18 protein-coding genes and 2 pseudogenes are annotated in these 25,615 nt (G+C 58.6%); 13 read left to right on the forward strand and 7 right to left on the reverse strand.

Annotated elements, in window-relative coordinates; translation table 11 throughout:
* Positions 1–2 precede the first annotated feature (2 nt).
* The 7 genes from tssH to HWQ56_RS00750 all read right to left on the reverse strand — a co-directional run bounded on the left by tssH (position 3) and on the right by HWQ56_RS00750 (position 8,840).
* Positions 3–2,606: a type VI secretion system ATPase TssH gene (tssH, locus tag HWQ56_RS00720; RefSeq protein ID WP_176569541.1), complete on the reverse strand. Its 2,604-nt coding sequence runs from the start codon at positions 2,604–2,606 to the stop codon at positions 3–5.
* Positions 2,603–3,673, reverse strand: coding sequence for a type VI secretion system baseplate subunit TssG (gene tssG, locus HWQ56_RS00725; RefSeq protein WP_176569542.1), 1,071 nt, complete (start codon positions 3,671–3,673; stop codon positions 2,603–2,605). The genes tssH and tssG overlap by 4 nt, the downstream gene beginning before the upstream one ends.
* Positions 3,637–5,466: a type VI secretion system baseplate subunit TssF gene (tssF, locus tag HWQ56_RS00730; protein WP_176569543.1), complete on the reverse strand. Its 1,830-nt coding sequence runs from the start codon at positions 5,464–5,466 to the stop codon at positions 3,637–3,639. The genes tssG and tssF overlap by 37 nt, the downstream gene beginning before the upstream one ends.
* Positions 5,466–5,948: a type VI secretion system baseplate subunit TssE gene (gene tssE / locus HWQ56_RS00735; RefSeq protein WP_176569544.1), complete on the reverse strand. Its 483-nt coding sequence runs from the start codon at positions 5,946–5,948 to the stop codon at positions 5,466–5,468. The genes tssF and tssE overlap by 1 nt, the downstream gene beginning before the upstream one ends.
* Positions 5,949–5,974: 26 nt before the next feature.
* Entirely contained in the window at positions 5,975–7,477 is a 1,503-nt protein-coding gene (tssC, locus tag HWQ56_RS00740; protein ID WP_176569545.1) for a type VI secretion system contractile sheath large subunit, read from the reverse strand.
* A gap of 13 nt (positions 7,478–7,490) precedes the next feature.
* A complete protein-coding gene (tssB, locus tag HWQ56_RS00745; protein ID WP_176569546.1) occupies positions 7,491–8,024 on the reverse strand; it encodes a type VI secretion system contractile sheath small subunit in 534 nt (177 codons plus the stop codon).
* A 66-nt stretch (positions 8,025–8,090) separates the two neighbouring features.
* Positions 8,091–8,840: a hypothetical protein gene (locus HWQ56_RS00750; protein ID WP_176569547.1), complete on the reverse strand. Its 750-nt coding sequence runs from the start codon at positions 8,838–8,840 to the stop codon at positions 8,091–8,093.
* 867 nt (positions 8,841–9,707) lie between these two features.
* On the opposite strand from HWQ56_RS00750, the gene HWQ56_RS00755 reads away from it, so the two are divergent.
* The 13 genes and pseudogenes from HWQ56_RS00755 (at position 9,708) to HWQ56_RS00810 (ending at position 25,576) form a co-directional block, all read left to right on the forward strand.
* Positions 9,708–10,724, forward strand: coding sequence for a hypothetical protein (locus HWQ56_RS00755; RefSeq protein WP_176569548.1), 1,017 nt, complete (start codon positions 9,708–9,710; stop codon positions 10,722–10,724).
* Between the two features lie 3 nt (positions 10,725–10,727).
* Positions 10,728–11,174 carry a hypothetical protein gene (locus tag HWQ56_RS00760; protein WP_176569549.1) on the forward strand — a complete coding sequence of 149 codons (447 nt, stop codon included), beginning with the start codon at positions 10,728–10,730 and terminating at the stop codon, positions 11,172–11,174.
* Positions 11,175–11,443: 269 nt separating this feature from the next.
* A complete protein-coding gene (locus HWQ56_RS00765; protein ID WP_176569550.1) occupies positions 11,444–12,280 on the forward strand; it encodes a hypothetical protein in 837 nt (278 codons plus the stop codon).
* A 60-nt stretch (positions 12,281–12,340) separates the two neighbouring features.
* Positions 12,341–14,200 carry a type VI secretion system tip protein TssI/VgrG gene (gene tssI, locus HWQ56_RS00770; protein WP_176569551.1) on the forward strand — a complete coding sequence of 620 codons (1,860 nt, stop codon included), beginning with the start codon at positions 12,341–12,343 and terminating at the stop codon, positions 14,198–14,200.
* Between the two features lie 5 nt (positions 14,201–14,205).
* A complete protein-coding gene (locus tag HWQ56_RS00775) occupies positions 14,206–14,787 on the forward strand; it encodes a hypothetical protein (protein ID WP_176569552.1) in 582 nt (193 codons plus the stop codon).
* Positions 14,788–14,821: 34 nt separating this feature from the next.
* Positions 14,822–15,289, forward strand: coding sequence for a DcrB-related protein (locus HWQ56_RS00780; RefSeq protein ID WP_176569553.1), 468 nt, complete (start codon positions 14,822–14,824; stop codon positions 15,287–15,289).
* 4 nt (positions 15,290–15,293) lie between these two features.
* On the forward strand, positions 15,294–19,502 hold the full coding sequence (locus HWQ56_RS00785; RefSeq protein WP_176569554.1) for an RHS repeat-associated core domain-containing protein: 4,209 nt from the start codon (positions 15,294–15,296) through the stop codon (positions 19,500–19,502).
* Entirely contained in the window at positions 19,499–20,020 is a 522-nt protein-coding gene (locus HWQ56_RS00790; RefSeq protein ID WP_176569555.1) for a hypothetical protein, read from the forward strand. Before HWQ56_RS00785 ends, HWQ56_RS00790 begins: the two co-directional genes overlap by 4 nt.
* Before the next feature lie 86 nt (positions 20,021–20,106).
* A pseudogene (locus HWQ56_RS00795) lies at positions 20,107–21,096 on the forward strand (RHS repeat-associated core domain-containing protein); the annotation flags it as partial.
* A 78-nt stretch (positions 21,097–21,174) separates the two neighbouring features.
* Positions 21,175–21,492 carry an HNH endonuclease gene (locus HWQ56_RS28975; protein ID WP_245217865.1) on the forward strand — a complete coding sequence of 106 codons (318 nt, stop codon included), beginning with the start codon at positions 21,175–21,177 and terminating at the stop codon, positions 21,490–21,492.
* Between the two features lie 10 nt (positions 21,493–21,502).
* Positions 21,503–21,988, forward strand: a complete 486-nt coding sequence (locus HWQ56_RS00800) for an SMI1/KNR4 family protein (protein WP_176569557.1) — start codon at positions 21,503–21,505, stop codon at positions 21,986–21,988.
* A gap of 81 nt (positions 21,989–22,069) precedes the next feature.
* Positions 22,070–24,712, forward strand: a pseudogene (locus HWQ56_RS00805) (RHS repeat-associated core domain-containing protein); the annotation flags it as partial.
* 381 nt (positions 24,713–25,093) lie between these two features.
* Positions 25,094–25,576: an Imm26 family immunity protein gene (locus HWQ56_RS00810; RefSeq protein ID WP_176569558.1), complete on the forward strand. Its 483-nt coding sequence runs from the start codon at positions 25,094–25,096 to the stop codon at positions 25,574–25,576.
* Positions 25,577–25,615: the final 39 nt, after the last annotated feature.

Here is a 25,615-nt window from a genome sequence, read left to right on the forward strand (position 1 = left end):
CATCAGCGCAACCGGTAGGCGAAGTCGCCATCGCTGCCTACCTTGATGCTCAAGCTTTGAATGGGTTTGTCCTGGGCCATGCGTTCCAGCACCCGCTGCGAGATTTCAGGCATGAGGGTCTTGGAAAGGATGTTGTCGATGTTGCGCGCACCACTGTCCACTTCGGTGCAGCGGGCAGCGATCGCTTTGACCAGTTCGGCGTCATAGTTCAGCGCGGCCTGATGGTTGGCCTCGAAGCGCTTGCGAATGCGCTCCAGCTTCAACCCCACGATGCGTTCCAGGATGGCGTCCTTCACCGGGTAATACGGCACGATGCTCAGGCGCCCGAGGAACGCCGGTTTGAACACCTGGTTGAGCTCGTCACGCAGCCCTTCGACGATGTCCTCGGGTTTGGGGAGCGGTTCATTGCCCAGGCACCACTGCATGATGCGCTCGGTGCCGGTGTTGGACGTGAGGATGATCACGGTGTTGCGGAAATTGATTTCCCGACCCTCACCGTCATCCAGCACACCTTTGTCGAACACCTGGAAGAACAGCTCCAGCACGTCGGGGTGGGCTTTCTCTACCTCATCCAGCAATACCACGCTGTAGGGTTTGCGGCGCACGGCTTCGGTCAGCACGCCACCCTCGCCATAGCCCACGTAACCCGGTGGGGAGCCCTTCAGGCTGGAAACGGTGTGCGCTTCCTGGTACTCGGACATGTTGATCGTGATCATGTTGCGCTCGCCGCCATACAGGGCATCGGCCAGCGCCAGGGCCGTTTCGGTCTTGCCCACGCCGCTGGGGCCCAGGAGCAGGAACACGCCGATCGGCTTGTTGGGGTCTTCCATGCGTGCACGGGAGATTTTGATGCGCTTGCCGATTTCCTCCAGGGCATGGTCCTGGCCCAGTACGCGCTCGCCAAGCAAGGCTGGCAGGCGTTGAACGGTATCGATTTCGTTGCGCAGCATCTTGCCCAGCGGAATGCCTGTCCAGCCGGAGATCACTTCGCCGATGGTACCGCCGTCGACCAGAGCATGTACCAGGGGTTGCTCGCCCTGCACCTGCGTCAGTCGCAGGCGCAACGCGGCCAGATCCTGGGCGGCAGCCGCAGGATCGGTGCTGGCGCTGAGCGTGTGAATCTCCTTGACCAGTTCCAACTCCTGTTGCCACTGCTGCTGCAGCGCCTCGCGACGCGCCTGTTCAGTGGCCAGATCGGAGGCAAGCGCAGCGAGACGCTTGGCGTGATCGCCGCCACGGCTGGCCTCATGCTCCAGCACGCGGATCTCGGCTTGCAGGTTGTCGATACGCCGCGCACTGTCTTCCACCAGGCCCGGCTGCGCCGACTGCGCCAATGCCACGCGGGCACACGCAGTATCCAGCACGCTCACGGCCTTGTCGGGAAGCTGCCTGCCGGTGATGTAGCGGTTGGACAGGCGCACCGCCTGGGTCAGCGCCTCATCGAGCACCGCTACCTTGTGATGGTCCTGCATTTTGCCCAGCAGGCCACGCAACATATGAATGGCCTGGTCTTCGTCAGGCTCTTCGACTTTCACCACCTGGAAGCGGCGGGCCAGTGCGGCGTCTTTCTCGAAGTATTTCTTGTACTCGGCCCAGGTAGTGGCGGCAATGGTGCGTAGCTCACCCCGCGCCAGCGCAGGCTTGAGCAGGTTGGCCGCGTCATTCTGGCCTGCCTGGCCGCCGGAGCCGATCAAGGTGTGGGCTTCGTCGATGAACAGAATGATAGGGTGCAGGCTGCGCTTGGTTTCCTCGATCACCGACTTCAGCCGGCTCTCGAACTCACCTTTGACGCCAGCGCCCGCTTGCAGCAAGCCCAAATCCAGCGTGTGGATGGCCACGTCCTTCAGTACCGCAGGCACGTCGCCTTGCACGATACGCAGCGCCAGCCCCTCGACCACCGCGGTCTTGCCCACACCTGCTTCGCCAGTGAGTATCGGATTGTTCTGGCGGCGACGAGTCAGGATATCCACCATCTGCCGCACTTCGAATTCACGGCCCAGCACCGGGTCAATGCGCCCTTCACGGGCGCTCTGAGTCAGGTTGACCGTGTACTGGTCCAGGGCAGGCGTCTTGCCGCTGCCTTTCACCGAGCTTGCTGGCGCTGGCCCGCTGCTGTCCAGCGTCCGAGCCAGGGCGGCCTCGCCACTGTTCTGGGTAAGGGCCGCGAGGTTGGCGCGCAGGTCGTCCACATTGATTTTTTCCAGCTCGCTTGCCGACCCCAGCACCACGCGGCGCAGCTCGTCATCATCCAGCAGGGCCTGAAGCAGATAGCCACTGCGAATCTGGGTCTGGCCGAACTCGATGGAGGCGATGACCCAGGCACGCTCGATCAACCGAGTGATATGGGGCGACAAGGCCGGCGTGCGGGTATTCCCAGTCTTGAACGTACCCAGGGCGGTCACCAACTGCGCCTGCAGCCTTTCTTCCACCACCTCGTAATGGCGCAACACAGGGCGCAGATCGATGTCGCCCGCCTCGAGCAACTGCAGCAGCAGATGCTCGACATCCACTTCATAGTGGCGCTCGGACAGGCACAGTGCAGCCGCCCCTTCGGTAGCGTTGCGGCAGGTATCGTTCAACTTGGCGAACAGGGACTTCAGGTTCACAGGGAAACCCCATCAAAAGGTAGGTTGAAGAGCGCGCAACGCGAGGGTGCGACGTCCGAGTCAGGGCGCTTGAGCCAACCCAGCCAGCCCAGCGCCAGGTTGCCCTTGCGGCCAAGCGTGGCCAGGGGCACCGCCTTGGCCTCAAGCATGGGGGCTATCTGGAAATCCAGCTCCGCGCCCAGGTAAAACCGCAGCAGTTCCACCAGTCGTGCGTAGTCGGTCTGGCCGGGCTGGAAGCGCTGGTAATCAGCCAATGCCAGCGGCCCGATTTCTACCCGTACGCAAGACTGGTAATCCCACACCCGGTTGCCTGCCAGGGCGCTCTGCCCCAGCGTCGAGTTCTTGCGGCCCAGGCGCGTGCACTGGCTATCGTCCAGCTTCAGCCAGCGCCCGGCGAAGGGCTTGACCTTGAAAGGCAGCGAGAAATAGAAGTTGAGCATGCTTTGCAGGCTCAGCGCGTTACGAGGCTTCTGCGCAAACATGCCCGAGAAGTAGTTGAACACTTCTCGGCGCAGCGACGACTTCCCCTCGTCAAACTTGCGCTTCTGTGCCACCGGGCCCATACCCACGAGGTTCAACAGGTAGCGGTCAAACGACGAGCTGCCGTTGCGTTCGAACTCGATGTGAAACTTGTATTTTTGCCATGCCTCATAGAACAGCGCGACCATGCGATGCGAGAACAGGTCCAGGAAGCCGTGGGCGGCATCATCGCGGTATTGAATATGGCGGTTGATGAGCATCTCGGTATACGGGCGCGGTAATACACCCGACGGGCCTACCAGCCCCATGAAGGTGATTTGCACTTCCGACAGCGGCTGGTCGGCGGCCGACAGCACCCCGGGGCGCTCGAACTGCAGGTCGCTCACCTCACTGGCAGGGAAGTTCAACGACAATTGCGAACGGAAACGTAGCGGATCTTCATGCGGCCGCGTTTCCGGGTCCATGCGGCCCGCCCTGCTGTAATGCAGGCGCAGCAATCGCACCAATTGAAAGAACTCGAATCGGTACGGCTCCGCCCTCGCCTGGTCGATCAGACCAGGGGTTGATCGCCGGTTCTTGGAGTCCATTGGACGATTCTCTTTTCGCGCTGCATCGAGCGCAGGGTAAGTTGAGTGAAACTGTTGACCGTGCAGTACTGGCCGAAGAAGTGGTTGAGCACCATGCCGAACAGGAAGACGCCGCTACCCGTGTATTGGCTTTCGTCCACCGTCAGGTTGATGCCTACGCCACGTACGAAGTTGGGGCGTGGGTGGCCAATGCGTGCCACCACTGGCTCGCTCTTGATGGCCACGATGCCGTCGATCTGTTTGCGCAGTGCCGAATTGCTGCGGTAGTTGTACAGCGACAGCAGTTCCAGCAGCACCTCGCGACCTTGGGACACCAACGACAGATGGCTGAGGTTCAAGTGCGAAATCAGCCGCCAAATAAGGCCGCCTCCCAGGGGCACGCGAGCCGCTGGCGTAGGCTTGCGCAGGCAGCGAATGCCGTGGATGACCGTATCGGCAGGCAGCTGGAACTCGCCCCCTGGCTGCCCCAGCGGCATCAATTGCGGCAGGTCGCGGTTACTGCAGGTCAGGCGAATGCTCAAGGTGTCGTTGTTGGCATCGAGCAGTTCGAGGTTGCGATCCACCACGCGAATGAACATGTTGGTGCTCGCGTCTGTGTTGGTCTCACCTGGGCGGCGCTTGCCAATCCAGTAGCTGGCGTGGGGATTCTGCTCGCCACGGGGCTCAAAGAACGGGTGGCATTCGCTGACCTGGTCGCGGTTACCGATTTTCTTTACGCGCTGCACACGGTCGATGGATACCACCTCTGCCGTGGCATGCATGCGCGCATCGGCGCGTACCGGATACTCGTGCTGTGCGTGAGTGAGTTTCACCGGCTCCGCCTGGTGGCTGAACAGGTTGATGACCGGCGTGCAGTTGAGCTTGAAGTTGTTGCGGTTGACGTTCTGCGCCAGGCGCGAAAGCCGCTCGTGCAAATCATAATCGGAGAAATACAGGTTGACCTCGACCGCCCCCAGCGCTTTGCCCTTGAGTACTCTGGCCAGCCCGGTCAGGTCGAAGAACATGAATTTTTCGGGGAAGGTGAAATACTCGTGCAGCAGGCGGTAACCGATGAACGAGCGCTCGGAATAGTCCACCAGGCCTTCATCGAGGCCATAGCCAACGGTTTTCAATGTGTCGGCAGGCAGCGCCACTTCGCGGCGCCGGCCGTCTTCCTCGAACACCAGCGTTGCCTTTGCGAGATTGTTGAACAGCAACTCGTACAGCTGGCGCATCAACGTGGCTTCGCCGTCCAGGAAGAAGCGCAGGCTGTCCATCCCCAGGTCGCCCAGCGGTACTTCCACGGCATTCAGGCTCAGCCTCAGCCGCGCGACGATATCCGCGCTATGGCCGTTGAACGCAGAGCGCTCCATTTCCATGAATGATGCTTCGCGAACCTGCACGGGCCAGGCGTGCACCGGGTAGCAGGTGCGGAAGATACAGTCCACGCCATTGACCGGCTTCGAGATGATTCGGGAGTGGCGCTCCACCTGATAGCCGGCAGTGATTTTCGGCACCTTGCCGAAGTCGAACTCCACGATCGACAGGGCTGGGGTGGGGCGCAGGTAATGGGGGTACATGACCTCCAGAAACGCCTCGACGATCTCGGGGAACTCATCATCGAGTTTCTTGTGTACCCGCGCCGCCAGGAACGAGAAACCCTCGATCAACCGCTCGGCATGAGGGTCTTCGCAGTTGTCGCCCTCGATGAGCAACCGCGAAGCGATCTTCGGGTACTGACGCGCGAATTCCTGCCCCAGGAATCGCAGGTGCGACAGTTCTTTCTCGTAATAGGGCAGCAGGTCGTCAAGCATCAGTTCAGGTTCTGCACTGTGTATTCCTGGGTGTTGACCTGCAGTACCGCGTCGAAGGTGACCTGCCGGCTGACGTCACGCAGGCGCAGCAATGCGTCTACGCGGAAAGTCAGCATGCGCTGGCCAGTCTGCTGGGCCAGCAGTTGCACCTTCACGCTGCGAAAACGCCGGTCGCCGGTACTGATGGCTTTCTCCAGCTGGTCCTGGATCAGGCGGCGGTCCTCGGGGTTCAACACACCCTTGCTGGTGAAGTCGGGCATCCCGTAGTCCAGGATGGTGCCGTGCAGGTGCGCGAAGCCCTTGAGTTGCCCAGCCACCAGGCATTGGCGGGTGTTCACCAGGATCTCCAGGTCACGCACGATGCTGGCCTTGTAGTCGGCCAATGAGCACAGCCGTTCCGAAGCCGCCTCGGCCGATTGGTGCGGACGGTCGTCCAGCAATCGGTCGAACAGCGAGGGCATCAGGTTGTGTGACGTGCTCATCTCAGCCTCCGTGGCATGCCGTGCGATCAGCCGCGGCTGGATTGCGGCAGTTCGGCGACCAGCCGCAGCGAAGCGGTCAGTTCATCGAGTTGGTAATGCGGGCGCAGGTAGGTCACAGCCTTGTACACACCCGGCTTGCCAGGCACTTCGAACACCTCGGCGCGGGCTTCGCGCAGCGGGAACTTGGCCTTCGCTTCCTGGCTGGCGGTATCGTCCAGCAGGACGTAGCCCGACAACCACTTGTTGAGGAACAGCTCGACGTCTTTGCGCGAGGCGAAGCTGCCGATCTTGTCGCGCATGATCGCCTTCATGTAGTGGGCGATACGCGAGGTAGCGAAGATGTATTGCAGCTGTGCCGACAGGCGCGCGTTGGCGTTGGCGATATCGGTGTTGTACTGCTTCTGCTTCTGCGCCGACTGGGTGCCGAAGAACGCGGCATAGTCGGTGCCCTTGCAGTGCACCAGGGGAATGAAGCCCAGGTCCGACAGCTCCTTCTCGCGGCGGTCGGTGATGGCGATTTCAGTAGGGCACTTGAGCGCCACTTCACCGTCATCGGTATTGAAAGTGTGCGTTGGCAGGCCTTCCACCAGGCCGCCCCCTTCCACGCCACGGATCGCCACGCACCAGCCGTAGCGCGAGAACGCGTCAGTGACGCGGGTACCCAGCGCGTATGCCGCGTTCATCCACAGGTACTTGTTGTGGTCGCGGCCATCGACGTTCTCGACGAAGTTGAACTCCTCCACCGGCGCCGTATCAGGGCCATACGGCAGGCGGCCCAGCACGTGGGGCAGGGTCAGGCCGACGTAGCGCGAATCCTCGGAATTGCGGAACGACTTCCACTTGGCGTATTCCACCGTGTCGAAAATCTTGGCCAGGTCACGTGGGCCCGCCATGTCGGTGAACGAGTCCCAACCGAACAGTTCCGGCGATGCTGCCGAAATGAACGGGGCGTGGGCTGCCGCGGCCACATGGGAGATCTCTTCCAGCAGGTACATGTCTTCGGGGTGGCGGGTGAACTCATAGTCACCCAGCAGCATGCCGAAGGGCGCGCCACCGAAAGTGCCGTATTCCTCTTCGTAGATCTTCTTGAACAGCGCGCTCTGGTCGAATTCCGACGCCGACTTCAGGTCCTTGACCAGGTCTTTCTTCGAGGCATTGAACAGCTGGATCTTCAGCTGCGTGCTGGTCTCGGTCTGGTCCACCTGGTACTTCAGGCCACGCCATGAAGCTTCCAACTGCTGGAACTCGCGAGCGTGCATGATCTCGTTCATCTGCTCGGACAACATTGCATCGATTTCAGCGATGCGCGCGTCCAGCACGGCGATCAGGTCCTTGCTTGGCGTCACTTCACCTTCCAGCACCTGGGCCACCAGCTCTTCGATCAAGTCGCGGGTGCGAGTGCGCTCGGTCTCCGAGCGGGCCACGCGGCTTTCCGAAATGATGCTGTCCAGCAACGAGGCCTGGGGCGCCAGGCTGTCGACTTCAACCAGGTCGCTCTGCAGTTGCGTTGCGGTTTGCTTGTCGTTCATCGTCAGGCTCCAGTCACTCTTTCGTTTCGGTAGCAGGCACGGCGGCCTGGCGGCCGATTTCCTTGCCCAGCGCTGCCAGCTTGTCGGTGTTCTGCAGCACGTCCATCAACAGCTCTTCGAGCTTGTCGTTGCCGCCCATCTTGTTGCGCAGGTCAGCCAGCTTGTTGCGTACGTCCAGCAACTTGCGCAGCGGCTCTACCTGCTTGACCACGTTCTGCGGCTCGAAGTCTTCAAGGGCCTTGAAGTTCAGCTCCACGCCCAGTTGGGTGCCGTTCTTGGCCAGGGTGTTGTCCACGCGATAGGTCAGGCGAGGCTTGAGGCCCTTGAGTACGCCGTTGAAATTGTCACGGTCGATGAAAACGAATTTGCGGTCCTTGAGTTTGGGCAAAGGCTCCAGCGGGTTGCCGGTGAAGTCACCCAGCACGCCAACCACGAACGGCAGCTCTTTCTTTTCCTGAGCATCGCCGATGTCCACGTCATAGGTGATATGCACGCGTGGTGAGCGCACGCGGTCCAGTTTGTGCTGGGTACTTTCCTTCTTCGCCATGGCGATCTCCTTTTGCGAGTGGCTCGCAGCAAATCATTTACGTTGAGGGCGCTGGCGCCCCGCGCGTTACAGTCCTTCGATCGTCCGCAGCAGGCGCTCGCGGATTTCATCATTCATGCCCAGGATGTTGTCGCGGCCCACCAGTTCTTCGAAGCTGGAGGTACCGGCAATCTGGGTGCTGTTACGGATCACCGACTCGTCAGGCAGGCTGGCGGTCAGTGGCGAGTTGATGACGCAGAACGGCAGGTCGCCAAAATCCTTCAGGCGCTCGTAGGTCACCGGGAACCGCAGGCCTTCGAGCAGCCGGCTCAGCCCCGCAGCCTTGCTCAGGCACTGGAACAGCACCAGGTAGTGGACGACAAACCGATAAAGTTCCGCACTGCTGCGGTTAGGGTCGCGTACCACTTTGCGAAAGCCCGCCAGGTCGAACGAGTTGAAACCCACCACCCAGCGCGTCGGGCTGGTGATGCGCACCGTCTGCCCGCTTTGGGCCAGCACGATGTCGTATTCCACCGGGAACAATTCGGGGGTGGTGCTCACCAGGCTCAACGGCACTTCCAGTTCGCTCACCAGTTGGAACGGCGAAGCCGAGGCCACCCGGTCGTACAGCTCCTTGAGCTCGCGGAAGTGATGCTGGGTTTCGCGCCCGCTGCCCCGTGGTGCGCCCTGAAGGTACTCGCCGAACAGCGCTTGTGGGCGCAGCAGTGGGGTAAGCGTCGACAGGTAGTCGGCAGCCTGCGCCCGCAGCACATCGGAGATGGCGCGGGTCTGCAGTCTGAGCTTGATCAGTGCTTCTACGTCAAACGCTTGGGTCATCGAAATCATCGTCCTTGAAGCTGGCACAACGTCCTGTCAGTCGGGGGCGGCCTGACTAATCAAACGCGGGTGACGCATCGAATTGCACGCTCGTACCGAATGAGCGGCGTGGGCCTTTGCGTACCGAGCTTCGTAAGCCAAAGGGTGTATAGCGTTTCTGTGGCGGTTTGCCATCAGTTCCCGCTGTGACACGAGGCTTTTGTAAAAGTTTCAAAAAAAGGATCCATATGGTTTACGGTTCGGATACAAAGATCAATGATAGCTAAATGACATCTTCCGATTTTCGCCCTACGAATCCTGGAGCCAAACGCCGATGAGCAATGCTTTCCACGAATTTTTAAATCTTTGTAACCGAGGAAAAATGGGGATCAAAGAACTGTGGGGAGCCAATCAATCTGGAACCGCCGTGCCATTTTTTTGATATCGCACCGGTATCAAATCGACACTATTTCCAAACGTTGGGAAACTGTTTGTCAGATGCCCTGTTACTTGACACGTCCGTCCAAGCGGTGTCTCCTTCGCGAACATATTCCACCCGCGTTACTCGCGATTGCCGGCCAAAGCCCTGATATTCCGGGGGCTTGGGGCCTCTTTTGCCCAGAGGTCGCAGTTGCCAGCCAGGATTGGGGGGAAGCGTGTTTGAACTGAAACATGTCTTCACCCGGAAAAATTGTGCTCAGTGGCGTGGTGGTTACTGAACTGTTGTTTCAAGCCGTGTCGAAACGGAGCTCCTCGACATCGGTAACAGGCCTCAGCGCGAGGGTTAGCGCTGTTTTTCATGGAGATCGCCCATGTCGCCCTTTATTCCCGCTTCATTCTCCAGTTCGCTCTACCCGCTTCATGCCTTAAATGCAGGGGTGTTCGTTCATGGATGAAATGCTCTTGCCCAAGACCGCCATGGCCAACCTCGGCCCTCAACGCCAGCCTGGTTTGTTGGGCAAGGGCACACTGCCGTCTGCGCCCGATATGCAGATGGGGGCGTTTACCTGCTCGCCGCTGAACATTGGGGGGCTCTATGCCACAGATGATTATGGCGCGGCGATGTTTTTGGCCAATGACCTGCAGTCGCCCGATCCGGGAATGAGTGCAGCGGAACTGGAAGCGGCAGCATTGATGCTTCGTGACCTCATGGCCAAGCTGTACAAGGAGGGAAAAGTCGGCTTCGAGGAAATGGTGGAATTACAGAAGGCTGCCGAGGGTATTCCTGTTATAGGACCGCTCATGTTTTCCGCTGCAAATTTGCCGGGCACGCTTGCTGGAGTGGGGGGGCTAATAGCTGGGGCTGCTCAGACAACATCAGTAAACAACCTGCTGGATATGACGCCTGCACTCAGGAAAAAGCTACAAGCTTGGGCAAAAAGTGGTGGCTCGAAAAATTACACGAAGGCTAACCGCCATTTTAAAGGCCGTATAAAATTAGTACGTGTGAATGGCGTGCTGCACCTGGAAATACCATTAACTGCACAGGCCACCAACTACCGGATTTTAAATAAATCTGGAAATACACATGTTCGAGTTCCGGCTGCTGGGACTGCGCCTAGGCTGGGCAAGTGGAGTTGGGTGCATGCCAATGGAGCAACGGGTGCTGCAAAGGTGCTAAGCGGAAACTCGGTTGGGGCGCTGCTTGCAGTAGGTCCCCAAGCGTATATTGACGCCACTAACTCAAATAGCGTCCACGAATTCCTCAATAAAAGTGCATACAGTCAACCCACAAACGTAGCGGCATTTGGCGCCGGTGTTGTCGTTTCGGTTGTGTTCGCCAGCACGGCTGTCCCCTTCGTCGTAGTATTGGCCATTGGCCTGTCCGCAGGGTGGCTCGCGCAATATGCAATGGGTGAATCAGGCGCAGACAAAAGCATTGGCGATTTTTTAACCAAGTGGTAAATAATGTTTAATACTTTTCCAAGCACTATGCGAAGCAGCCCATTTGCCTTAGCTATATTTTTCGCCGGCTTCGGTGCAGCATTGGCACAGGCCGTCCCTTGGTTGTGGCTGCCCTACTTTTTTATTTGTATATTTTTGATATTCCAAGCGTTCATGCTTGCGTATGTAAATGAGCGTTTCACACGCTATGCAAATACTATGATGATAGGGATGGTGGCAATGGTTGCCTTCTTGGGCGTGTTGGCGGTTTTCTTTTTGATGAAGAACGAATGGGGTTATCCGCTCCATTTAGCATTAGTGAGTTGTTTTGTTTTTGCATCAGTGATTACTGCGGTTTACCTTTGGGTTAGCTTGACTAAGGCATCAAGTTTTCCCTTCGATGTTCAAAAGGGTCGGGTTGTTAGCCTACACGTTAAAGTCGATAGGTACAGCGCGCTTGTGGGGGGCTGACGGCGGGTGGGTCGGCCATTATCGTTAAACTGTTTAGTGCAGAAACCGTTCTGATGACGATGGCTGTCGCAATGTTTTCCTGTAGTTTGTTTCTCATTGTTTATAGCCGAAATGTTATCAGGGGGCTGCGAACCTTGACGGCTCAAGAGCGTGTCCAAGGCTGTGCCTACACGTTTGAAAATCTGGAAGAAGTCCGGCATGTGCGCAGTCAGTGGATAGTTGGCAGGCTGGCTTCGAAAATACTGAAAGGCGCGCGGTGATGATGACCGATGCATCTCCACATCATCAGAAAATTCGCGCCTTGTTTATGGCAGGTTTGGCATTTTGAAAGTGTTCTCGCGGGGGCTGTGCGATTTCAAGAAGGTCTCACCGGCGGGTTTCCATTCGTGATGATCATCACCTCCCCAGATAGTATCAAAAAGGCGCCGCTGGCCTGCGCGGTTCTTGTGGGCATTTTTAGTGGCTTCTACGCACTTTTGGTGCCCATTTTTCCGTGGTTTTTTTGGCCGGCGCTGGTTGTCCTAATTCTGTATGCAATGTACTTGACGTATGCAAATGAACGATTCACCTCTTTCGCAAACTTTGTGGTTTATTTGCCCTTTATCTCTTTCGCGTTTATGTCTTGCAGTACAGCCCACACATTGGCTAGCGATGATTGGGGATGGATGTCATGGCAAGCAGATTTGTTTTCTTTGGCCGTCGCTGCGGTTATTAGTGCATTGGCGTCATGGGTCTATTTCACCCGATCGTTTGTCCCGTCTTTCAAAGTCGTTGCTCGCCGCGTCAAGAGCTTACCGTGGGATGGATGGACTCCAAACCTGCCCTTATCGTTAATTATTATTTTTGCTATTTATATAGTTATAAACATGGCGGCTGCTTCGAAAAGCTCTTTGCCGATGACCCTTGTGTCGCTTACGACAACGGCGTCCCTGCTTTTCTACTTCCGCCACCTGATCCGCGGCCTGCGCACCCTTCGCGCGCAGGAGCGAGAACAGGGCGTTTTCTACACCTTCGAAAATATCGAGGAAATTCGCGAGGCGCGCAGCCGGTGGTGGCTCGTCCGTCTGTACCGGTGGGCCTCAGGCTTGCGACGGTCCCCGAAATAACCGATTACCCGCTACGCCCTGCGCACCACGGCCTAGCAACTAGCTTTCAAGGAGATCACCATGTCGATGGACCTTTCCGCCCTGTTCACAGCGCAGAACCAGCGGCTGTTCAAAATCACCCTGCCACTCAAGGGCGGTCAGGAGCTGCTGCTCGAGTCCTTCGGCGGCTACGAGGCGCTGTCCGGTGACTTCGCCTTCGAACTGCAACTGATCAGCGAAAGCGCCGACGTCGAGCTGAAGACGGCCATCGGCCAGCCCACACTGATCGAAATTGAATTGTCCACTGGCGGCAGCCGGTACATTCATGGCCACATTATCAGCTTCGCCAACAAGGGCAGCGACGGCGGCATGTGCCAATACAACGCCACCCTCGGGTCGTGGCTGAACATGCTGGCCCAGCGGTTTGATTCGCAGATCTTCCAGGACCAGACCATCATTCAGGTGGTCACCAGTATCTTCAGCCGCTACGAAGGCCTGGCCAAGTTCGAGTTCCGCGTCAGCCGCGCACTCAAGCAGCAGAGCTACATCACTCAGTACCGTGAAAACGACCGTAACTTCGTGCTGCGGTTGCTGGAAAGCGAAGGCCTGTTCTACTACTTCGAGCACACCGCTGACGGCCACACCATGATCATCATGGACGACTCCACCGTGCTGACGCCGCTGCCCGAACAGCCACAAATTCGCTTCCATAGCGCCTCGGTGACTGAAACCGCCGACTCCATCACCGACTGGACCGCCCAGCGTACGCTGCAATCGGGGCGTTTCTCGGCGCAGACGTTCGACTACCGCCAGCCGCGCAATCGCCTGCCGGTGAGCATGGCCAGCCTCAACAACCAGGGTGATGTCGACCAGTTCGAAATCTACGATTACATGGGCCACTACACCCACGGCGACAGCGACCAGGGCGAAATCCTGGCGCGTAACCGCATCGAAGCCATTGAACTGCAAGGCAAGACATTCGCAGGCGAAAGCAACTGCCGCGCACTGCGCCTGGGCTACACCTTCGAGCTCACCCAGCATTTCGACCACGACAACGGCTCGGCCGAGGACCGCCAGTTCCTGCCCATGTATATCCGGCATGGCGGCAGCAACAACTACCTCAGTGGCGGTCAGGCCGGCTATGGCAACCGGTTCACCTGCGTGCGCAGCAAGATCAAGTTCCGCCCTACCAACAGCGCCGCCAAACCGACCATCTCCGGTCCGCAAACCGCCATCATCGTCGGGCCGCCAGGCGAAGAGATCTACACCGATGAACTGGGCCGCGTGAAGGTCCAGTTCCACTGGGACCGCCTCGGCGAGTTCAACCACAAAAGCTCCTGCTGGGTACGCGTGGCGCAATCCGGTGCCAGTGGTGGTTTCGGCAGCATCCTGATTCCGCGCGTTGGCGATGAAGTGGTGGTGGCCTTCCTCGATGGCGACCCCGACCGCCCTTTGATCATGGGCAGCGTGTACAACTCGCAGAATACGCCGCCGTGGGCGTTACCGGCGAACAAGACCCAGAGCGGTTTCCTGACCCGGTCATTGAAGGGCGACGGCGGCACCGCCAACTTCTTCCGCTTCGAGGACAAGCAGGGCGCCGAGCAGGTGATCGTGCATGCCGAGCGCAACATGGATACCGAGATCGAAGTGGATGAGACCCACGCCGTGGGTAACAACCGCGCTATCACGGTCGGCGGTACCCACACCGAAACGATCACAGGCAATACCCAGATCAGCGTCCAGGAGGGTGCCTTCTCGCTAACCGTCAACGAGCAATCCATCACCATCAGCGCCCAGACCGCGATCGTGTTGCAGGTCCAGGGCAGCAGCATCACGCTCATGCCTGGAAAAATCGAGATCAGTTCCGACTTGATCGTCACGAAGAGTACAGGCGCCACGCAGATTACCGGTGCGCCCGTTCAGATCAACGAAGAGGGCTAGAGGCCATGACGCGCACCAGCATGTACGACCGCATCTCCGAACGGCGTATTGCCCTTGAGGCCTTGGCTCGCGAGGAAGAGGAACGCCGCGCGGCCGAGGCACCTGCACAAGCGCAGAACGTAGTACCGCTGGCAATGCAGGACGAAGCCCCCACGACGTTTAACCTCGGGGGGTTCAGCTTCGGCTTTCCTGCCGCGCTCAGGTTCGAGGACCTGCAAATCACCGCCATGCTCCGGGGAGAACCTGTTGCCATCAGCGTGCAGCGCTGCTCGGTAGCGCAGGACCGCACCTTGGATCAGGCTTTCGATGAGGCCGTGCAGGGGTTGCACGAGCGTCATGGCAGCTTGCGCATTATCCGCCGCAGGGAGAGCACCATGGCCGGCAGCGATGCGCTTGCCCTGGATTTCGTGTTCCGCGCTGGCCACCAGGAGCGTCATGGCCGTCTGGTCGGGGCAATGGTTCCGGTCGCCGACCGCAATGAACGACAGTGGCTGGCTATCAGCTGCGTGATCGACCCCGACAAGCCCGCGCTCAAGGGCTGGCTGCTTGATTTCGATAACATGCTCAATGGGCTAACGGGCCTCTGAGCCGCGTTTCATATCCGACAGGACAGAATTTAAAATGGATTATCAGTTTCAGGAAGGCAGCTTCACATTGCCTGAAGGTTTCCAGGACCGCACCGTCAACATGTTCGTGTTCGGCACGACGACGCCCGCCCCCTTGAGCATCACCCTTTCGCGCGACACGCACCTGCCCGGTGAAGACCTCGGCGCTTACCTGAAGCGCCAACTGAAACTGCTGGCGTCGAAGCTGCGTGGCTACACCGTGCTTGAACAGAAAACTGTCGAGCTATCCGCTTCCCACCCCGTACCAGGGGTGCAGATCGAAGCGTATTACATGAGCGACAAACGCCCCATTCATCAACGCCAGGCGGCTTTCATCATCGCGCCCGGCCGTGTCCTGGTATTCGCGTGCACCAGCCAGGCTGACTTCACGGCCGAACAGAACCGCAACTGGACCGACCTGCTCGCCAGTTACCAACCCAGGCAATTGAACCCGGACCCGGCAGCCAGCGGCGTACAGGAGTAAGGCCATGTTCGAAGCAGCCCGGTTACACGACGGCATCGAACACACCAGCGCGCTAGCCGGCTTCCTGCTGGGCGCCGTGGCGGGCATTGCCCTGGTGGCCTACGTCGCCTTCACCTTTGCCACCTGCGGCGTGGGTGGCTTCCTGTTGGGTGTGGCGGCAGGCATTGTGGGCGGGGGCATCGTCAGCCTGGGGGAGCGATTAGGCAGCGCCTTCAGCTCGCCCGCGGGGCAGATCGAATCTGCCTCGCCGAACGTGTTCATCAACGGCCGCGCGGCGGCCTATGCCGAAGGCAGCGTGGGGGTGTGCGAAAAGCATTCGCCTACCGTGCAGGTGGCCGAAGGCTCGGCCAACGTGTTCATCAACGGTTTCGGTGCCGCACGCAAAGGTGACAAGCTGACCTGCGGCGCCAAGATCGCTTCGGGGTCGGGCAACGTGTTCATCGGCGGCGGCACCTACGGCTACCTGCCGGTCAACGACGAAGTACCGAAATGGCTGCGTTACACCGTCGACATCCTGATGGCCGTGGCCGGCGGCGCCAGGGCCGTGCTCAGCATCTACAAACTGGGCTTGCAGCAAGGTCTCAAGGCCGCTGGGCCCTGTGCGTTGCGCTTCATGGCCGGCGTCGTGGCCGGCGATGCCATCATGCGTTTCGGTGTCGCGCCAGTCGCTGAGAAAGTCATGGGCGGCCTGCACGGCAACCCGGTCGACACCACCACCGGCCGCAAGCTGCTGCCGGACGAGACCGACTTCGTCCTGCCGGGCCTGATGCCTATCGAATGGTCGCGCTTCTACGCCAGCGACCTCACCGTGGACAGCGTTCTGGGCCGCGGCTGGGTACTGCCGTGGGAGCAAAGCCTGCGTCGGCGCGGCGACTTCATCTACCTCACCGACAACCAGGGCCGTAGCGTGCCGTTCGTGACGCTGGAGCCGGGCGAGCGCATCTACAACCCCCACGAGCAGGTCTACCTGGTACGCAGCGAGGGTGGCCACTACCTGTTGCAAACCCTGGATAACCTCTTCTTCTACTTCGGCGAAGTCGCCGACGACAATATCGCGGTACCACTGCAACGCATCGAAAACGCCTTGGGCCACTACCTGCATTTCACCCGCAGCGTCGACGGCCAACTCACCGACATCACCGCCACCGGCGAGCAGCGCGTGCACCTGCACTACGCCCACCCCCTGGGCCGCCTGACCGAGGTCAAGCGCGTGGTCGGCGACACCGCCGTCGAAACCCTGGTGCAGTACCGCTACGACGACCGCGGCCAACTGCTGGAGGTGGTGAACCGCAACGGCGACACCGTACGCAGTTTCGCCTACACCGACGGCGTCATGACCCGCCACGCCAACGCCCTGGGCCTGAGCTGCCACTACCGCTGGGAAACCCTCGACGGTCAGCCCCGGGTGGTCGAGCACTGGACCAGCGACGGCGAACACTTCGATTTCCGCTACGACTTCGGCGCCCGTACCACCTGGGTCACCGACGTCCTGGGCCGCGAAGCCCAGGTGCACTACAACGCCGACCGCCGTGTGGTGGCCAGCACCGATTTTGGCGGCGAGCGCTACCAGATGGCCCTGGACGACCGCGGCAACCTGACCGGCCTGACCCTGCCCGACGGCAACCAGATCACCCTGCGGTACGATCAATACTCGCGCCTGGTCGAGGAAACCGACCCACTGGGCCGCACCACCCGCTACAAACACCACCAGCTCACCACCCTGGTGAAGCAGGTGGACTACCCGGACGGCTCCAGCTGGAAAGCCCAGTACGACAACAAGGGCAACCTGCTGGCTGAAACCGATGCCCTGGGCAACACCACCGAGTACTACTACAGCGACGACGGCCTGCCGCACACCATCGTCGACGCCACGCACAAGTCCAAGCACCTGTGGTGGAACACGCTGGCCCAGGTGGAGCGTTACCAGGACTGCTCCGGCAAGAGCACCGCCTACCGCTTCGACGAGCATCAGCACCTGCAGGCCGTGACCGATGCGCTGGGGCAGACTACCTCGTTGCAGCGCAAGCCCGCGGGCGAAGTGCTGAAGATCGAGCATCCTGACGGCACCTCGGAGCAGTTCACCTACAACGCCCTGGGCCAGGTACTCACGCACACCGATGGCAAGGGCCAGATCACCCGCCTGCAACGCACCGCCCGCGGCCTGCCCAGCAGCCGCCAGGACGCCAAGGGCCAGCGCATCGGCTACCAGTACGACAAGGCCATCCGCCTGACGGCCCTGGTCAACGAAAACAACGCGGCCTACCAGTTTGCGTACGACGCCAGCGACCGGCTGATCGAAGAGCGGCGCATCGACAACCTGACCCGGCGTTTCAGCTATAGCCAGGGCGGGTATCTGACGCGGGTCGAGGAAATCGGCTACGGCGAACGGGCCGAAACACCACAGCGCAGCACGGAGTTTGAACGGGACAGCATCGGGCGATTGATCGCGCGGACCAATGACGATGCACGCCTTGAGTACGCTTACGACGATGCCGACCGCCTGCTGAGCATTCAACGCACGGCCACCAACGGCGGCCTGCGCCTGGGCGTGAAGCACGAGAAGTTGAATTTCAGCTACGACCTGCTGGGCCGTCTGCTTACCGAGACAACCCCGCAGGGAGAGCTGGCTTATGAGTACGACCCGCTCAGCAACCTCACCACCCTGACCCTGCCCGATGGCCGCCAACTCAACCACCTGTACTACGGCAGCGGCCACCTGCACCAACTCAACCTCGACGGCCAGGTCATCAGCGACTTCGAACGCGACGACCTGCACCGCGAGGTCTACCGTACCCAAGGCAAGCTCACCAGCTGCTTCGGCTACGACGCCATGGGCCGCAAGGCCTGGCAATACGCGTCCAGCGTCCCGGCCGAAAAGCTCTCGAAGGTCACCAACCCCAACGTGCCGACGCGGGTGCTGCTCAACGACTACCGCAATGCCGTGCAACGTCAGTACGAATACGACCCTGCCGGCGAGCTGATCCGCACGCTGGATCAACTGCGCGGTGAAATCCGCTACGAGTACGAAGCCAACGGCCAATTGCACGGCCGCGAAACCGGCAAGCTGATGACCAGCGAGGAGTTTCGTTACGACCCGGCGGCCAACCGGCTGAACTTCGGCACCAGCCAATTCGACAAGGTGAAGGACAACCGCCTGCGCAACTGGCAGAACAACGAGTACCGCTATGATCCATGGGGCAACCTGATCGAGAAGCGCAGCGGGCAGCGGCAGGTGCAGTATTTCAAGTACGACTGCGAGAACCGGCTGGTTGCTTCGGAGACCTTGGTGCAGGGGCGCCTGCACAGCAAGGGGCGCTACCAGTACGACAGCCTGGGACGTCGCGTCGGCAAGAGTGCTCAACAGGACGGGCAGGTGCAGGAGAAGCGGTTCCTCTGGCAGGGCCTGCGAATGCTGCAGGAGCTGACGCCGGAGCGCGATAGCCTGTACCTCTATGAGCCCGGGAGCTATGCGCCGCTGGCGCGGGTGGACCGCACGGAAGGCGAGGCGCAGCAGCTTTACTACTACCACACGGACCAGATCGGTACGCCGCTGGAGATGACCGACGCCGATGGTCGCATCGTCTGGCAGGCGACGTACAAGGCGTGGGGGAGCATCGAGACACTGGCGGTGGCTGAGGTTGAGCAGAACCTGCGGTTCCAGGGTCAGTATTTCGATGGTGAGACGGGGCTGCACTACAATACGTTTCGGTATTACGATCCGGAGGTGGGGCGGTTTATAACGCAGGATCCGATTGGGCTGGTGGGTGGAACTAATGTTTATCACTATGTGCTAAACCCCAGCGGGTGGGTAGATCCTCTGGGTTGGATGCCGTGGGCATGGAATCCTGACGGTATGGGGCATCACATGATACCTAGAGGAAAGGCTAATAGTGTTGGGCTCAATGAGCTAGGAACGAAGCTTAATACGCCTACCTTCTTTCCTATCCCCTATGAGGAGGGAATGCATGAAGAGCTTCACCGGGCGATTAAACCAGATATCGGTAGCCTCCAAGGTGCTTGGACCAAAACCCCGGGGGACCTGATTGAGGCTGCGGGTAAAAATCTCGATGCGGTCTCTCATATTAAAGGAGATCTACGAATTCCAGCTACAGGCGAAGTAATTGCAAAAAATGTCACACCTAAGGCCGCTTATGCTGAGCTAGTTAATTGGTATAAAAAGCGATCTACTGGAATAAAGGGAGGCTGCTCATGAGGTTTGAGTGCGATGTGGATGTCGACTTTAATGGCATAGTAATGTTCGTGTATCCTAAGTTGGCCGATTTATTTGAAGGTGGGGTGCAACCAGGTCAGAATGTGCTTCGAGCCTTTACTACTACAGATAAAGGCGATGAGGTTTTGGATAAGGGTGTTGCTTTGCCTATTATGGGGGTTGATGACGGCACGTATCGACTTAGGATTTTTATAGATGAGGCGCCTTGTAAAGAGCGGCGCGAGGTTGTATTCGAAGATGAGTACTTCTATTTAAATGTGGTTGGTGGCCTGTATGTGGCAGATATGGCCGTTTTGTGGGATTGGGAGGAATTTACAGGTTGGACGCTTTTACCAGTTCCGACCGGAATGTACAGGGTGAGTGTCGCAGGTGTTCATCTGTATAATGAAGTCAATGATGTCGATTATGGTTTTGATATCTGTCTTCAAACGGTGAGCGAACCCTTCCATCGAACAATCGAACCGAGATCTGACTCACGATTGATTAAAATTATACGGTGAAGTCGCACCACCCGCTGCAAGCACCATCACTTCACCACCTCGGTGACCCAGGTCGACTACCCAGACGGCTCCAGCTTGAAGGGCAGTACGACAACAAGGGCAACTGGCAGTACGCGTCCAGCGTCCCGGCCGAAAGCTCTCGAAGGTACGTGCCGACGCGGGTGCTGCTCAACGACTACCGCAACGCCGTGCAGCGTCAGTACGAATACGACCCTGCCGGCGAGCTGACCCGCACCCTGGATCAGCTCAGGGGTGAGATCCGCTACGAGTACGAAGCCAACGGCCAATTGCACGGCCGCGAAACCGGCAAGCTGATGACCAGCGAAGAGTTTCGTTACGACCCGGCGGCCAACCGGCTGAACTTCGGCACCAGCCAATTCGACAAGGTGAAGGACAACCGCCTGCGCAACTGGCAGAACAACGAGTACCGCTATGATCCATGGGGCAACCTGATCGAGAAGCGTAGTGGGCAGCGGCAGGTGCAGTATTTCAAGTATGACTGCGAGAACCGGTTGGTTGCTTCGGAGACCTTGGTGCAGGGGCGCCTGCACAGCAAGGGGCGGTACCAGTACGACAGCCTGGGACGGCGCGTCGGCAAGAGTGCTCAACAGGACGGGCAGGTGCAGGAGAAGCGGTTCCTCTGGCAGGGCCTGCGGATGCTTCAGGAGCTGACGCCGGAGCGCGATAGCCTGTACCTCTATGAGCCGGGGAGTTATGCGCCGCTGGCGCGGGTGGACCGCACGGAAGGCGAGGCCCAGGCGCTTTACTATTACCACACGGACCAGATCGGTACGCCGCTGGAGATGACCGATGCCGATGGTCGCATCGTCTGGCAGGCGACGTACAAGGCGTGGGGGAGCATCGAGACGCTGGCGGTGGCTGAGGTTGAGCAGAACCTGCGGTTCCAGGGTCAGTATTTCGATGGTGAGACGGGGCTGCACTACAATACGTTTCGGTATTACGATCCGGAGGTGGGGCGGTTTATAACGCAGGATCCGATTGGGTTGGATGGTGGTACCAACGTTTATCAGTATGCTATAAATCCGAATTTATGGGTTGATCCGTGGGGGTTAGCATATAAAAGCGTAAACTTTGAAGGCTCGTCTGAACTCTTTCCTGTTTCAGGAAATCAAAAAAATATTGTCACTATTCAAATGCAAGGCTCGCGCTCTCGTGATTTTACCGAGGCGTATAAACAAGCAGGACTGAAGGAATCATATGTTAAAGCGCAGGGTAAGTATACTTGGCACCACCTAGATGATTTTGATCCAAAAACTGGAACGTCGACCATGCAGTTGGTAACCCGCTCCGCTCACGAAGCATCCCTTCCTCATACCGGTTCCGTTGCCCAGTTCGAGAAGCACTTTGGACTTCCGTCGGGCGCCTACGGAGGCGGGGACGCAGTAGGAATTTCACATTCGCAGGGCTGGCTCAAAGGGCGAGCTCCTAAAACATCAAGCGTGACGTGCTAAAGGAGTCAATATGAGTGACTTTGTTCTTCTTCATCCGTATTCTAAAATTTGTCTGGAAGACATTCACAGCCTGGAAAATAAGTTGGAATTCAAACTACCCCAATCATTTGTGGATCTATATTTACATTACAATGGTGGGGTTCCAGAAAAAAGCTGGGTAGTAACTAATGATGGTTATGATCCTATGCAGATAGCAGATTTCAAATTTATTTCTAAGGAGGTTGATTCGGCTGACACAGAAGATATTTTGGGATGCTATCAATTTATGTTGATGCGTGATGTAATACCTCACACCCTGTTACCGTTCGCGGTTGATGATGGTGGTAATTTTTTCTGTTTGGACATGCTTAATGGTACGGTGCAGTTTTATGCTACGGATGCCTTTCGCCCGGATAGGAGTTCGGCCGCTAATCACCTAGCTGCCCAAAAAATTCTAGCGTCTTCATTCAGCATGTTTTTGGACAATCTAGAGTTGGAATCCGGGCTAGATGAGTAGCCTATGATTAACTAAGTTTGGGGTCCGCAGCGCTATTTGGGCTGCGAAAGATTTTGGTTATTGAAGTAACCTACGATCATCCCCCTGGGCCGCCTGACCGAGGTCAAGCGCGTGGTCGGCGACACCGCCGTCGAAACCCTGGTGCAGTACCGCTACGACGACCGCGGCCAACTGCTGGAGGTGGTGAACCGCAACGGCGACACCGTACGCAGTTTCGCCTACACCGACGGCGTCATGACCCGCCACGCCAACGCCCTGGGCCTGAGCTGCCACTACCGCTGGGAAACCCTCGACGGTCAGCCCCGGGTGGTCGAGCACTGGACCAGCGACGGCGAACACTTCGATTTCCGCTACGACTTCGGCGCCCGTACCACCTGGGTCACCGACGTCCTGGGCCGCGAAGCCCAGGTGCACTACAACGCCGACCGCCGTGTGGTGGCCAGCACCGATTTTGGCGGCGAGCGCTACCAGATGGCCCTGGACGACCGCGGCAACCTGACCGGCCTGACCCTGCCCGACGGCAACCAGATCACCCTGCGGTACGATCAATACTCGCGCCTGGTCGAGGAAACCGACCCACTGGGCCGCACCACCCGCTACAAACACCACCAGCTCACCACCCTGGTGAAGCAGGTGGACTACCCGGACGGCTCCAGCTGGAAAGCCCAGTACGACAACAAGGGCAACCTGCTGGCTGAAACCGATGCCCTGGGCAACACCACCGAGTACTACTACAGCGACGACGGCCTGCCGCACACCATCGTCGACGCCACGCACAAGTCCAAGCACCTGTGGTGGAACACGCTGGCCCAGGTGGAGCGTTACCAGGACTGCTCCGGCAAGAGCACCGCCTACCGCTTCGACGAGCATCAGCACCTGCAGGCCGTGACCGATGCGCTGGGGCAGACTACCTCGTTGCAGCGCAAGCCCGCGGGCGAAGTGCTGAAGATCGAGCATCCTGACGGCACCTCGGAGCAGTTCACCTACAACGCCCTGGGCCAGGTACTCACGCACACCGATGGCAAGGGCCAGATCACCCGCCTGCAACGCACCGCCCGCGGCCTGCCCAGCAGCCGCCAGGACGCCAAGGGCCAGCGCATCGGCTACCAGTACGACAAGGCCATCCGCCTGACGGCCCTGGTCAACGAAAACAACGCGGCCTACCAGTTTGCGTACGACGCCAGCGACCGGCTGATCGAAGAGCGGCGCATCGACAACCTGACCCGGCGTTTCCACTACAGCGTGGGTGGGCATCTGACTCAGGTCGAGGAAATCGGCTACGGCGAACGGGCCGAAACCCCACAGCGCAGCACGGAGTTCGAGCGCGACAGCATCGGGCGATTGATCGCGCGGACCAATGACGATGCACGCCTTGAGTACGCTTACGACGACGCTGACCGCCTGCTGAGCATTCAACGCACGGCCACCAACAGCGGCCTGCGCCTGGGCGTAAAGCACGAGAAGTTGAGTTTCAGTTACGACCTGCTGGGGCGCCTGCTCAAGGAAAGCACTTCACAAGGTGACCTGAGCTACGAATACGACCCGCTCAGCAACCTCACCACCCTGACCCTGCCCGACGGCCGCCAACTCAACCACCTGTACTACGGCAGCGGTCACCTGCACCAACTCAACCTCGACGGTCAGGTCATCAGCGACTTCGAACGCGACGACCTGCACCGCGAGGTCTACCGCACCCAGGGCAAGCTCACCAGCTGCTTCGGCTACGACGCCATGGGCCGCAAGGCCTGGCAATACGCGTCCAGCGTCCCGGCCGAAAAGCTCTCGAAGGTCACCAACCCCAACGTGCCGACGCGGGTGCTGCTCAACGACTACCGCAATGCCGTGCAGCGTCAGTACGAATACGACCCTGCCGGCGAGCTGGCCAGCACCCTGGATCAACTGCGCGGTGAAATCCGCTACGAGTACGAAGCCAACGGCCAATTGCACGGCCGCGAAACTGGCAAGCTGATGACCAGCGAAGAGTTTCGTTACGACCCGGCGGCCAACCGGCTGAACTTCGGCACCAGCCAGTTCGACAAGGTGAAGGACAACCGCCTGCGCAACTGGCAGAACAACGAGTACCGCTATGACCCGTGGGGCAACCTGATCGAGAAGCGCAGCGGGCAGCGGCAGGTGCAGTATTTCAGGTACGACTGTGAGAACCGGTTGGTGTGGTCACAGACCATCGTCGGGGCGCAAGTCCACAGCGAGGGGCGCTACCAGTACGACAGCCTGGGGCGCCGGATCGGCAAGACGTCTGAGCAGGATGATCGCATAGAGGAAAAACGCTTCCTGTGGCAGGGCCTGCGAATGCTGCAGGAGCTGACGCCGGAGCGCGATAGCCTGTACCTGTATGAGCCGGGGAGCTATGCGCCGCTGGCACGGGTGGACCGCGCGGAAGGGCAGGCGCAGCAGCTTTACTACTACCACACGGATCAGATCGGTACGCCGCTGGAAATGACGGATGCTGATGGCCGCATCGTCTGGCAGGCGACGTACAAGGCGTGGGGGAGCATCGAGACGCTGGCGGTGGCGGAGGTTGAGCAGAACCTGCGGTTCCAGGGTCAGTACTTCGATGGTGAGACGGGGCTGCACTACAATACGTTTCGGTATTACGATCCGGAGATTGGGCGGTTTATCACGCAGGATCCGATTGGGTTGAGGGGTGGAGACAACTTATACGCCTATGCGCCAAACTCTAGTCGTTGGATTGATCCCCTGGGTTGGGTGCATGAATCCACTGGTGGATACAATGTGTACGGATTGTTTGATGAGGGAGCAGATAAACCTTACTACGTAGGTATTACAGACGACTTAAAGCGTCGAGCGACGGAGCACGAGTATAGTGGAAGACTTTCCGAGGAAGCGGAGATGAGGCCCCTCGATAAAAACATAACGTACGGTGAAGCTCGTGGGTATGAGCAGGCCTACATAGAGCACTATGACACAAAGACGGGAGTTATTGGGCAGCAGATATCCGATAGAAATAGAGGTAACAAAGTAAGCTCATTTGATCACGCAAATACTACAAGGGCTGCTTCGCGGCAAGAAAATTTCGAAAGTAACTTTAAGAAAAAAACAACCAGTTTGAAAGGGGCTTGTTAAATGTCAAATCTACAGATATATGGCTGGAAGCAAAAAAAAAGAACGCTGCTGAGGAAGATACTTCCGGGGGATATTTTTTGCTTTCAGTACTTGGATGATAGTTTTGTGTTTGGTCGTGTAATGACTGCGAATGACCTTGGCCATGTTGCAGAAATCTTCCTTCCCGTACTAAATGATCCCGAAATATGCTCTCTTGATGGATTTGTTAGGTTAGGAGAACCGCTGATACTTGATTCGTATGGGCTATTTGATCGTAAGATTAAAGGTGATTGGAGAATCATTGCGCATCAGGAAGATTACACCGCTCCAGAAAATGAATCCGTAAGGTTCGCTTATGGTGCACCAGGCTCCTCTAAGTTGGTGGATATATTTGATAATGAGAAGGATATTAATTTTTCCGATATGAAAAATTATCCTAGCTACTCTCCGCGAGGAGATGCATATATTAAAAAGTTAGTAAGTAATTCTTTGGGTGTGGCCTGAGGAAGCTATACTTGGCGAGCATGTTTATTTTTGTGTCAA

Origin of the sequence: Pseudomonas eucalypticola, assembly GCF_013374995.1 — a bacterium.
In the GTDB taxonomy this organism is placed as follows: domain Bacteria; phylum Pseudomonadota; class Gammaproteobacteria; order Pseudomonadales; family Pseudomonadaceae; genus Aquipseudomonas; species Aquipseudomonas eucalypticola.